General features: G+C 69.6%; 8 protein-coding genes. 2 read left to right on the top strand and 6 right to left on the bottom strand.

The genetic code is table 11. The features are described 5' to 3' along the window. Positions 1–118: 118 nt before the first annotated feature. The 6 genes from AC6CKD_RS17150 to AC6CKD_RS17175 form a co-directional block, all read right to left on the bottom strand. Positions 119–445: an L-rhamnose mutarotase gene (locus AC6CKD_RS17150; RefSeq protein ID WP_498328305.1), complete on the bottom strand. Its 327-nt coding sequence runs from the start codon at positions 443–445 to the stop codon at positions 119–121. Next, positions 442–3,660 (bottom strand): discoidin domain-containing protein, encoded by a 3,219-nt coding sequence (locus AC6CKD_RS17155; protein WP_498328307.1) that lies wholly within the window; start codon positions 3,658–3,660, stop codon positions 442–444. The genes AC6CKD_RS17150 and AC6CKD_RS17155 overlap by 4 nt, the downstream gene beginning before the upstream one ends. 337 nt (positions 3,661–3,997) lie before the next feature. Continuing rightward, on the bottom strand, positions 3,998–4,189 hold the full coding sequence (locus AC6CKD_RS17160; RefSeq protein ID WP_498328309.1) for a hypothetical protein: 192 nt from the start codon (positions 4,187–4,189) through the stop codon (positions 3,998–4,000). A 58-nt stretch (positions 4,190–4,247) separates the two neighbouring features. Beyond that, the gene (locus AC6CKD_RS17165) at positions 4,248–7,148 is read right to left on the bottom strand and encodes an ATP-binding protein (RefSeq protein ID WP_498328310.1); all 2,901 of its coding nucleotides are present in this window, start codon (positions 7,146–7,148) and stop codon (positions 4,248–4,250) included. Between the two features lie 70 nt (positions 7,149–7,218). Next, complete coding sequence (locus tag AC6CKD_RS17170) at positions 7,219–8,622, bottom strand: cytochrome P450 (protein WP_498328311.1); 1,404 nt, start codon at positions 8,620–8,622, stop codon at positions 7,219–7,221. A gap of 14 nt (positions 8,623–8,636) precedes the next feature. Continuing rightward, complete coding sequence (locus tag AC6CKD_RS17175; protein ID WP_498328313.1) at positions 8,637–9,572, bottom strand: terpene synthase family protein; 936 nt, start codon at positions 9,570–9,572, stop codon at positions 8,637–8,639. Positions 9,573–10,155: 583 nt separating this feature from the next. On the opposite strand from AC6CKD_RS17175, the gene AC6CKD_RS17180 reads away from it, so the two are divergent. Then, a complete protein-coding gene (locus AC6CKD_RS17180) occupies positions 10,156–10,578 on the top strand; it encodes a hypothetical protein (RefSeq protein ID WP_498328314.1) in 423 nt (140 codons plus the stop codon). 197 nt (positions 10,579–10,775) lie between these two features. Beyond that, positions 10,776–12,167 carry an MFS transporter gene (locus tag AC6CKD_RS17185; RefSeq protein WP_498328316.1) on the top strand — a complete coding sequence of 464 codons (1,392 nt, stop codon included), beginning with the start codon at positions 10,776–10,778 and terminating at the stop codon, positions 12,165–12,167. Positions 12,168–12,221 lie beyond the last annotated feature (54 nt).

The following is a 12,221-nucleotide window of genomic DNA, read 5'->3' on the forward strand; positions in this document are numbered from 1 at the left end:
TGGTGGTGGAGGTGTCTAGGCACCACACCACACACGGAGGTCTTCGTGTCCCACCGCTATGCCCGGCCGACCGTTCACGGCAGGCGGATCCCGGTCGAACGCGTCCTGGCCAGGCCTGTCAGTCCAGGTGGAACACCTCCGTCAGCGGTGCCATCGCCTGGTCGGCCGGCGTGCCGTCCAGGTGCTCGAAGTAGCGGGACATCTCGGCCTGCCAGCGGGCATTGACCTCGGTGGCGGACATCGCCTCGCGGGCGCGATCGAAGTCCTCGGTCTCCAGGTAGCCGACGAGCAGGCCGTCCGGGCGCAGGAACAGGGAGTAGTTGGTCCAGCCGGTTGCCCGGAGGGCATCGAGCATCTCCGGCCACACCTGGGCGTGGCGCTCGCGGTACTCGTCGCCGAGCTCGGCCTTCACCTGGAGCAGGAAGCAGATCCGGTGCTTCGTCATGAGGCACCGATCCCCGCCAGCTGCATGTAGTACACGCCGAACTGGTCGGCGGTGAGCGTGGTGCCGGTGACCTTCACGTACCGGGCGGTGGTGGCGGCGAAGGCGAAGGAAAGGCCGCCGGCTCCGGGGCGCGGGTACGAGCTCCTCGACACCACGGTGGTCCAGTTCGTGCCGTCGGCCGAGACCTGGACGGTGAAGGCCGACGGGAAGCCGCGACCGGTGTTCGGGATGTCGTCGCGGGGGTACAACGTGACCTGGCTGATCCGTGACGGGCCGCCGAGGTCCACCCGCGCCCACTGCGTGGTGTTCGGGGAGCCGGCCCCGGCGCTGCTCCAGCCCGAGGAGTTCCACAGGTCGGTGTGATGGGTCCCGTTGGTGAGGTTGGCGGTCAGCCAGCCCTCCTTGGCGTACTCGACCGAGCTGGAGGTGGTCGCCGTGCGGCCCAGTGCCAGATCTCCGCCGACGGCCTCGACCTCCGCGAACTGCATGTGGAAATTGCCGAACTGATCCGTGCCCAGTTTGGTCCCCGTCACCTTCACGTAGCGTGCGTTGACCGTCGCGAACGGGAAGGTCTGCGCCGTGGCGCCGGGCCTCGCGTACCCGGTCCGGGTGCTGACCGTGGTCCAGGTCGTGCCGTTGGTGGAGGTCTGGATGGTGAAGTCGACCGGGAAGCCCTGACCGGCGTTGGCCCCGTCGCTGCGGGGGTAGAGGTCCACCCGGCTCACCGGCCGGGTCGAGCCCAGGTCCAGCCGCACCCACTCGGTGTGGTTGGTGGCGATACTGCCGGAACTGCTCCACCCCGCGGCGTTGGGCGCCGACGGCCGCTGCCCGTCGACCGCCGAGCGGATGCCCCAGCCGTCGCCCTCGTACGAGCTGGAGGCGGTGACGGCGGCACTCTCGGCCGGGGCGACGGAGGTCGGCATGATCCGGGCGTTCCAGAACTTCGCGCTGGCGCCGCCGGTGACCAGACCCACGGCGCCCGCGGTGAACGCCGCGTCGGTGACGGTGAGCACCGGCGCCTGCCCGCTCCCCGAGTACACCGTCAGTGCGTTCCCGCGCGCCACTACGCGCAGGCGGGTGCGCTGCCCCGACACGTAGCCGGGCACGAGCGCCGAGCCGATCCTTCTGCCGCTGCGGTAGACGAACACCTGGCCGTTGTCCCGCTGGGCGATCAGGTAGCCGGAGTCCAGGTCCGTGCCGTTGGCCGAACGCACCATCAGACCGGCCCAGTTGGTGCTGCCACCCGACGGGTTCACTCCGGTGATCTGCAGGTCCACGCCGACCGAGACGTCGGTGTAGCCCCGGCCGCGCAGGTAGGAGACGTGCCCCCACGCCGACGCGTCGGACTGCGCGTACTGGGCGCCGCTGGTCGACCAGGTCCCCCGGGTGTGGGTCCAGAAGTGGTCGCCGCCGCTGAAGTCGTCCGTGAACGGCAGCGCCAGGTCACCGGACGCCGCGGCCAGTTCGTCGAGGAGCTGCTTGTGCCGGCCCTCGACGTTCCACCCGGAGTGGTCGTACGCCGTCGGGTTGGTGATCAACGTCTCGGCCAGGGTGCGTGCCGCCTGCGGCTTGACCGCGGCCAGCTGCTGCAGCAGTTCGAAGTCCTGCAGGCCCGCGGTCTGGGCTTCGCTGCGGAGGCTGTCGTAGATGCCGTAGGCGGCCTTGTTCGGATAGACCAGCCAGTGGTCGCCGGTCTGCGACGTGTTGAAGGTGTCGGCGGCCGGGTACGGCGCGCTGAAGTCGTCGTGCCAGTAGTTCCAGCCCCAGTGCAGGTAGCCTTCGCCGCCGATCTTCCAGGTCAGCCAGGGGAGGAGCCTGGTCGCGCTGAGGTAGTTGCTGGTGAAGCGGTTCATGTACGGGCCCTGCGGGAGGATGCAGCTGTACAGCCACAGGTCCTTCCCGCTGATCCGGTAGCTCTGATAGAGCGCGACGTTCGCGTCGTAGTTCGACGAGAGCGGGGTCTGCGTCGACAGGTGGGCCGCGTTCCCGGTGAAGGTGGTCAGCTGCGCCTCGTTGGTACGCGGGTTCGGGAAGTACTGCTCGTAGAGGGTGTAGAGCCAGTTGGCGGCCGTGGCCTGTTCCGTGGTGGTGGGCTCGTCCAGGGCGCTCATGTAGAAGTTGTTCGTCCAGCCCTTGGCGTCCAGGTGCGCCTTCAGCGCCGGGAAGAGCTGTTTCAACCAGTTGTTGGTGTCCGGGCAGCCATTGGCCGCGGCCGAGTTGGGCTTGCAGAGCGCGTGCTTGACGGCGCCGCTGACGCCGTTGACCGGCACCAGGGTGTCGAGGTGCGGACCGGAGGCGGGCGGCTCCAGCAGGGTCGGGGTGTAGAGGTACTGCATGGCCCCGGCGTTGACGAAGAGGTTGACGAACCGGTCGAAGGTGGACCAGCCGAAGGTGAAGCGGCCCGCGGCGTCGACGGTGGTGTCCGGGATCAGCAGGGCCACCGCGTCGGCGTAGATCACGTTGTTCCGGTGCCGCGCCATGTTCGCCGCGATGTTGGCTTCGACGGTCCACCAGTTGGCGTCGTACATCCGCACGCCGTAGACGTTCGGGATCGACGCCTCAGTGCCCGCGTAGTCCCAGCCCGCCGAGGAGAACCAGTTGTTCATCTTGAACGTGGACTGCGAGGTCGGCGGGATCGTGGCGCTGTACACGGTCACCGACACGGGGACCGTGACGGCGCCCAGGCTGCTGTTCACCCTGGCGCTGCCCGTGTAGACGCCCGGCGCCTGACCGGCCGGCACGTAGACCTGGTAGTAGGAGGCGTACGTGGTGTTCGCCGGCACCGACTGCGGACTGTTGTTCATCAGCGCGTCGTAGTAGGCGATCCCGCCGTCGGGCGGGTTCTGGACGTTGCCGATCTTCTGGATGTTCGGGTGGTTGTACTCGTAGCGCGTGGTGATGTTCGCGGCGGGAATGAGCGCGCCTCCGGGGCCGGTCAGCGCCCCGGCGGTGACGGACACGCCCGTCTGCGCCGAACCGGACCGCACCAGGATCTGCGCCCCCTCGTAGGCGTTGCGGGCCGCGTACAGCTCGATCCCGGTCGGCGCCCCGCCCGGCGGGGTGGTCGAGGTGAAGGGCCGGTCGGTGGCGTCAAGGATCCACACGGTCGGCCCGCCGGCAGCGCCTGCCTGAGGCGCGGCGAGGACGGCCAGCGGCACTGCGGACAGTGACAGTGCCAGGCACAGCAGGAGACGCAGGGATCTGCGGCGACGCATGCGCATGGAAACCCTCCGAACTCTGAGAAATGGCTTCGAGAGCCGAACAGGCCTTTTTCTCCACCTGTTCGGGGCGCCCGCAATTGCTTTGCGGCGCGACTTCTCGGTCGATGCGGGTCCTCGCTGTTGGGAGTCCTGGTGACGGCGTACGGGCAGCTCACAGCCGTGACAGCGAGGTCGGGGATGACACGAAGGACAGCCGCTGGTCGCGCGATCGCATAGGGAATATGTGCACCCGGCCACCTGACGGCCAGCACGTTGCCCTTCGGTAAATGGAGTATCTCCAGAATGACGATCCACAACCATTCGAACCCGAGCAATATTTGACTCACCGTCACTACCTGGACGACGGGAGGTGACACCGTGTCCATACCGCGCACTGGGTGCGGGCGACCAGGCGACGCATGGCGCCGCGATCCTCGACCAGACAGTGGGTGCGGGCCTGGACGAGGATGTCGCCGATGGCGGTGCAGGCGTGGTCGCCGGGGCGGCGCAGTGCGGGCAGGAGGGCCGGGTCCGGGTTGAGCACGGCGAGGACCGGGGCGGACCAGGCGCCGGCCCGGGCTTCCTCCGGGCCGGCCGTGCGATCAGGCTCCGAGCGCCCGGTGCAGTCCGAGCCGGTCGGTGCCCAGTTTCGCGAAGACCGCGGACAACAGCTCGGACACCGCTTGGGCGTTGATGTGCATCGCCGCGCCGATCGCCCTGTTGTCCATCCCCGCCGAGGCGTGGCGGGCAGCCGTGAGCTCCGCGACGGTCAGGGTGTCCTGCTCGGAGGTGTGCAGACGGCGAGGCCGCAGACCTGCCGAGGCCAGCTGGGTCCTGGCCCGGCTCACGAGCCCGTCGGCGCCGCAGTCGGCAGCCAACTCGAGTCCTCGATAGGTCTGTTGCGCCGCCATGTGCGGGTCGCCGATGGCGTGCAGGGCCACGCCGTGGTCGATGAGCGCGTGCGCGAGTTCGCAGGCGGCCGGAGACTGTTCGAGGTGCTCCACCGCCTCCTGCAGCAGGCCCGCCGCCTGGGCCGGGTCCGTGGCCGCGGCCGCGACGCGCAGGGCGTGCCCGATCACGCTGGACGTCCCGAACGCGCGGGCCCGTGCGACCGCTTCGGCCGCCGTGGCCCGTGCCTGCTCGGGCGCGTGCGTTGCCTGCGCGAGCGCCAAGTCGAGCTGCCAGGGGCTCCACGAGGGATTGCGCGTTCCGCGCAGATCCAGGCGCCGGCCGGCTGCGGTGAGGTGGTGCTCCGCCTCCTCGATCCTGCCCTGGGCCAGGAGCAGTTTGCCCCACACGGCCTGCGGATCGGGATAGACCACGGCCTGGGGGAAGCCGTCCGCCAGCTTGTAGACCTTGGCGATGCGCTGGGCCTCGGCGGTGTTCCCCCGGGCGAGCAGGGTCTCGATGAGGGTGCCGATCGCGTACCACTGCGCCGGGATCCCGGTGCCGACGCGGTCGGCGATCTGCAGGCCGTTGCGTACGAAGTCCTCGGCCTCGGCGAGCTGCCCGCGCCGGTAGCGGACGTAGCCGAGCAGGGTGTAGACGAACGACAGGTGCGCGCCGCGCCAGCCCTTCCCCTCGAACTCGACGATCGCGGTGTTGAAGAGGTCCTCGGCCCGGCCGGGCTGGTCGCAGTACATGAGGGTGACCGCGAGGACGGCGGGCACCTCGAAGCCGAAGTCCTGGTCGGTCCAGCTCATGCCCCCGTCCAGCGCCTGTTCCGCGTACTCAAGGGCCGTGGAGGCGGACTCGCCGCGCATCGCGGCGTCCCAGGCCCGCAGACCGAGGATGTGCCGCTCGGCCAGACCCCGACCGGTGAGCCGCTTGGCGAACTGGGCGAGGAGCCGGGAGCGGGCGGGCGAGTTCTCCTCGTCGAACCGGACGGCGTTCCATTTGAACTGCTCAGCCTGCATGCGCAGCCGCGTACGGGAGCTCGTGGCACGCCGCGCCTCGTCCGCGAGGAGCCCTGCCGCCTGCCCCAGCTGACCCGTGTGGCCGAGCGCCTGGGCGAGCCGGTACGTGATCGCCTCGCGCAGTGCCTGGTCGGTCTTGGGCTCCTCCAGCGCGGCCCTGAGCTGGTTGATCGTCGTCGCGGGGTCGTGCAGGAGGTTGGCGGATCCGAGCTCGAACAGGACCTCGGCGCGGTCCTCCACCTCCGGGGGCTCACGCAGGGCACGTGCCAGGTAGCGGCGCGCGGCATCGGGAGCGCCCGCGGAGAAGCTCTCGCGCGCGGCCTGGCGCAGCTGCTGTACGACCCACGGGTCGCCCTCGGGGTGCATCTCCAGCAAGTGGCGGGCGGCGGCCACGGAACCCTGCCCGTCGTCGATCACGGCCTGGGCGGCCATCCCGTGCATGGCTACCCGTACACCGGGCGGAATCGAGCGGTACACGGCGGTGGCGATGAGCGGGTGGAAGAACTCCACGACTTCCTTGCGCCGTACGCCCGTGAGGACGGTGAGGATGCGTGCGGCCCGCAGCCGGTCGATGGCCTCGGCGGCCTGCGCCTCACCGAGGGCGGCCACGCCGCCGACGATGCCGAGGGGGACCGCGGTGCCGAGCACTGCGGCGGCCCACGCGAGCCGGACGGTGGACGGGCCGAGCTGGTCGAGCCGGTCGATCAGGCCGCTGCCCTTGACCGCGGAAGCCAGGTCGCGCAGTTGGGGGATGTTGCCCTGGTACGGCTTCAACCCCCGGTCGCGGCCCTTCATGACCAGCTCGACCACCTCGAAGGGGTTGCCGCCGGTGATCGCCCAGCATTCGCGGCAGAACACGTTGTCCGCGTTCTCACCGAGGGCGTCGCGCACGATGCGCGCGACGGCGCTCGTGGTCAGCGGAGCCAGCTCGTGCGGGCGCGTCCCCTGGCGTCCCATGAGGGCGCGCAGCGCGCCGGCGTCGGCGGGGATCTCGTCGGGCCGGCAGGCCACCATGATCAGCATGGCCAGTTCCTCGGCGCGCGCCGCGAAGGAGGTGAGCCAGCTCAGGGACTCCGCGTCCGCCCAGTGCGCGTCGTCGACGATCAGCACGACGGGGGCGCTGCGTACCGCTAAATGCGTGACCACCCAGTCGAGCCCGTCGCGCACGCCCTGCGGGTCGGGCCCCGTCGGCCCCTTCGGGGCGGCGGTCAGCCCGAGCGCGGGAGCGATGATGCCGTACCAGTTGCCGAGCGCGTCGCGCCGTTCGTCCTCGCTCATGGCGGCGAGGGCCGGCTGGATGAGCTGGCGCATCACGTGGAACGGAACCTGCCGCTCCTGCTCGCCGCCGCGCGCGAAGAGCACGGTGCAGGAGCGGTCGGCGGCGTGGCGGCGGGCTTCGTTCAGCAGGGTGGTCTTGCCTATGCCGGCCGATCCGGCGAAGGTCAGGACACCCCCGCTGCGGTTGGTCGAGCCATTGCCCGAGACGGCGCAGAGTACGTCCACCGCGCGTTGGATCGCGAGGACTTCAGCCTCCCGCTCCAGCAGGGGCTGAGTGTTCCAGCTTCTCGGTTCCGTGACCTGCGACATCCTTTTGCCCCCTCCAGCACGTGCGGCAGAGTGTACGGGCCGGAGGAGGAGTTGATGCTGTTTCAGCACACTATTGCGGTATCTCATCACTCGTATGAGAAGAGTGTTGTACCTTCCGCGCCACGGGAATCATCGGCAGTGCGCTGGGCTGCGGGATCCCTGCGGGAAGTTCGCGCACGGTGATGCCCGGGGCGGGCTTCAGGTGCCATCGCGAGGCGACGGTGGCCACCGCGGTGAGGATCTCCGCCACGGCGAAGGAATCGCCGATGCACTTGTGCTGGCCGGCCCCGAACGGGACGTAACTGTGGGTACGGGACCGCTCCTTCGCCCCCTTCTGCCAGCGGTCCGGGTCGAAGACGCCGGGGTCGGGGAAGAGCACGGGGTCCCGGTGCAGCGCGTACGGACTGTAGGCCAGTTCCGCGCCGGCCGGGATCGAGATTCCGCCGAGGGTGAGGGGGGCCAGGGCCCTGCGGGTGAAGAGCAAGGGGGAATGCAGGCGCAGGGCTTCCTGGAAGACGTCGTGCGTGTAGGTCAGCGCGGGTATGTCTTCGGGACGCACGGGCCGGGACCCCACCACCGAGTCGACTTCGGCGTGGACGCGCGCCTCCACCTCGGGGTGCCGGCCGATCTCGTGGAAGATCCAGGACAGGGTGGTCGCAGAGGTCTCGGTGCCGGCGAGCATGATGGCGATGACCTCGTCCCGCACCTGCTCCGCATCCATCGTCGAGCCCGTCTCGGAGTCCACGCCCGCCAGCAGCAAGGAGAGCAGGTCGTGGCGGCCGCCCCGCTCGGCCGGCTCCTCGGCCCGGTACTGCTCGATCACCTCGTCGATGACCCGGCGCAGCCGGGCGGCCGCGCCGTCGAACCGCCGGTTGTACGGAATGGGCAGCCTGTCCAGCGACTTGGGCATGACCGCCCGCACGAGCATGCCCTCCAGGACGATGGGCAGCGAGCGGTGCACCTCGTCGACGGCGGGCCGGCTCAGGTCCCCCGAGAAGATCATCTCGGCGACCGAAGACATCGCGTACCCGCGCGCCTCCGTGACCATGGAGATCTCACGGCCGGCCGTCCACGACGCGGACATCACCTCCGCCTGCCGGCACATCGCCTCGGCGTACTCGGCGATGTGGTGGCGGTGGAAGGCGGGTTGCATCATCCGGCGCTGCTTGCGGTGAAAGTCGCCGTCGGTGGTCACGATCCCGTTGCCGAACACCGGGCGGAGCCTGTCGAAGATCCTTCCCCGGCCGAACTGCTGGGCCTGCTGGACCAGTACGGAGTGGACGTGCTCCGGGCTCGTCAGCACATGGACGGGCCAGGTGCCGATGTCGAGCCGTACGATGTCGCCGTGTTCCCGGAGCGACTCCAGGAACGCGATCGGCCGGCGCCACAGTTGCAGCGCGTGGCCCAGGAGCGGTAACCGTCCTGGGGCGACCGGAGCATGGACCTCGGGACCGGAACGCGCTGCAGATGCCATGGGCTGACTTTCCGTCACGCCGCGGAGACAAGATCCGGGCGGGTGTACGCAGACTCCAGTCCGGCCGCGAACCGTTCGTCGCTGTACCGCGTGCACTCGTAACGCTGCCACAGATCGGCGCCGATCATCCAGTCCTCGTAACTGCGCACGCAGCGGGTGACCGCGTCGACCAGCGACGGGTCCGTCCCGGGGAGCGCGTTGACGGCCTGAATCAGACGTTTTTCTTCGGTCAGATACTGCTCGATGCGCTCCTGAATGCGCCCCTCGACCGCCTGGACGGCGTCGGGGAGGGAGCACCTCTCCCAGAAGGAGATGAGGGAGACGAGGTTGTTGGTGTCCCCACAGGCGTGCTCCTTCGGCAGGGAGAACACGTCGTTGCCCCACGAGATGACGTCGAGCACGCTCGCGACGAGAGCGTGGAACTCGGGGAGGTCGTGGACGTTCTGCGGGAGGTCTATCCCGAGCCCGGCCTCCACCATGACCATCATCGGAAGGATCTGGGAGCTGTGGCGGCGCATGAGGACGTACTCCTGGACCCCCTGGCGTCTCACGGCGGCGCGGTTGCCCGCCTCCTGGTCCAAGGACCGGAGCATGAGGGGGACACGGGTGCGATACCGGGCCGCGGTCCCCTCGGACATGCCGGCCAGGATCCGGTCGCACAGGTCGACGAATCCCGTCACCAACGGATTTCGGCCCGCTGCCGACCTCTCGATCCGCCCCGTTCGCAGATAGCCGGTGATCGCATCGGTGACGGGCCGCCAGGCCGCGACCTCTCCCGCTCTGATGAGGTGGTCGTGCTGGTCGTCCAGGACGAACGACCAGGCCATCCACTCGGCGAGCAAGAGGACCCGCTCGTAGGGGACGTCACCGCTCACCCGGCCGGCCAGGTGGCCCACGCCGATGCCCGAGAACTGCTCGGCCGCGGCGGTCACGAGCTCGTGCTGCACCACCCACGAGGTCGCCTCGGCGTTCGCCCGGGCGGCCCCGGGATGCTTGGAGTTTCCGAACGGAAGGTGGAAATCGGGGACGGAAAACGAACTGAGCTGGGCCATTGATCCCCCACGGAAAAATCGGATGCGTCAATACCCGCTCACTACACGACCACGCTGTACACCCGCGACCCAAACCCCCCTCTACTGCGACATCGCCGCGGCCACACCAGGTGACGGACGGAATGAACCGGTCACGGAGTGGCCTGATCCAGCCTACCTGCGACCACATCAGGCCACCTGTGAACTCATTTACCCCCAAGATGCAGCACGCTGTCAACGTTGAGAAAGTGAACGCGGGTAATCCATCCCGTAATTGCCGAAATCGCATTCCTTTTGAATGTGCAAGTGGCATAGTCGATTGCGTTCGGGGTGCCTGGGGCCGGGGGTGCCGCAGAGTGGGCAGCGGGGGCCGGCCGGGTGGCCGAAGAGCGCCGTCGGAGCGCCGGCCCATGCCTACACTGCGCAGGGCAACGGCCGTTGGGGGAAGGGCGGAAGCATGACCGAGAATCATCCGCCGGACCCTGGAGGGCCTGGAGCGCAGGTGGATCCCGGTGGGTCGGGAGGCAGCCCGGAGGCCGACGTCCTCGGCTCCCATCTGGAGTTCTTACGGACGCGGTTGGGCGGGGAGCAGTTCGAGGCGCTCGTCCGAGCCGTCCAGACCACGTGCACGCTCCTGGCCGAGGAACAGCAGGTCCTCCTGGGAGGGACGCAGGACGAGCTCACCCCCGGCCTCCGGGGAGAGTACCTGTCCCTCATGGCAGTGATGATCACCGGACACCTCGACCACCACCTGGTCGAGTTCAGGACCTTCGACGGCGGCAAGGGCTGGGCGGTCGTGGAGAACGTCCGCACCCGCGACCGGCACCCCGGCGCACGCCCGGCCGCTCGCGACGCGGCGCGACACGCGTGGATCGACACCCGCCTCGACGGCATCGCCCGCGCGACCGACTCCCCGGCTCCCTGACGGGACGCCGCAAGAGACAGCCTGCGGTTGGAGACCCCGCTTCAGGAGGGGTCCGAGGGGATCACTTCGGGCCGAGTGGTTGCCGGCCACACTCAGGTGGGGTTGATTGTGATGGCACACCACATGTACCGCCGACCTGCGGACTTCTACGTTGTGGCCACACCGACGTCCCCGCAGACACCCTGGAAGTGGTTCACATGGCCTCCACCGCAGCCGACCCGAAGGCACCGTCCGGCATCAGACGGATCGTCGCCGCCAGTCTCATCGGGACCACCATCGAGTGGTACGACTTCTTCCTCTACGGGACCGCCGCCGCCCTGGTCTTCAACAAGCTGTTCTTCCCCACCGCGGATCCGCTCACGGGCACCCTGATCGCGTTCCTCACCTACGCCATCGGGTTCCTCGCCCGGCCCCTGGGCGGGGTGGTCTTCGGGCACTTCGGGGACAAGGTCGGGCGCAAGAAGCTGCTGGTGCTGAGTCTGCTGATGATGGGCGGCGCGACCTTCGCGATGGGGCTGCTGCCCACCCACGCGAGCATCGGGGTCTGGGCGCCGATCCTGCTGACCGTGCTGCGCCTGGTGCAGGGGTTCGCGCTGGGCGGTGAGTGGGGCGGGGCCGTGCTGATCGTCTCCGAGCACGGCGGGGCCGAGCACCGCGGGTTCTGGGCCTCCTGGCCGCAGTCCGGGGCTCCCGGGGGCAACCTGCTGGCCACCGGGGTACTGGCGCTGCTCGCCGCCGTGCAGTCGGACGCGACGTTCCTCGCCTGGGGCTGGCGGATTCCCTTCCTGCTCTCCGGGGTCCTCGTGATCATCGGTCTGTGGATCCGCATCTCCGTCTCCGAGTCGCCCGTCTTCCTCGCGGCGCAGGCCGAGGCGGCGGCCTCGGGCCGGGCCGAGGAGGAGAAGGCACCCGTAGTCCAGGTGTTCCGCAAGGACTGGCGGCAGGTGCTGGTCGCCATCGGCACCCGCTTCGGCGAGAACATCTCGTACTACGTCCTCACCTCCTTCCTCCTCGTCTACGTCACCACCCACCTCGGGCTCCCCAAGACCACCGCGCTCAACGCGCTGCTGATCGGCTCGGCCGTCCACTTCCTGACCATCCCGGCCTGGGGCGCGCTGTCCGACCGGATCGGGCGGCGGCCGGTGACGCTGATCGGTTCGGTCGGCATGGCGCTGTGGGCGTTCGCGTTCTTCGCGCTGGTCGACTCCGAGTCGTTCACCGTCATCACCCTCGCCGTCACCGCCGGGCTGCTGCTGCACGGGGCGATGTACGGGCCGCAGGCCGCCTTCATCTCGGAGATGTTCGACACCAAGGTCCGCTACTCGGGCGCCTCGATGGGCTCCCAGCTCGCCTCGATCATCGCGGGCGCCCTGGCCCCGATCATCGCCGTCGAGCTCCTCAAGGACTACGGCTCCTCCGTGCCGGTCTCCGTGTACCTGTCCGCGGCCGCCCTCGTCACCACCCTCACCGTCCTCTTCGCCCGCGAGACCCGGGGCCGCGACCTGTCCACCCCGAAGGCGGCGGCAGCGGCGCCGGCCGGGACGGCCGCGGAAAGCGGGTACGCCGGCGCGGTCTCCGATCACGCCTAGTCCGCCCGCCCCACGGGCCGCCCGCCCGACCGGTGCCTCCGGTCCGGCGGGCGG

Source organism: Streptomyces sp. GQ60 (assembly GCF_059758875.1).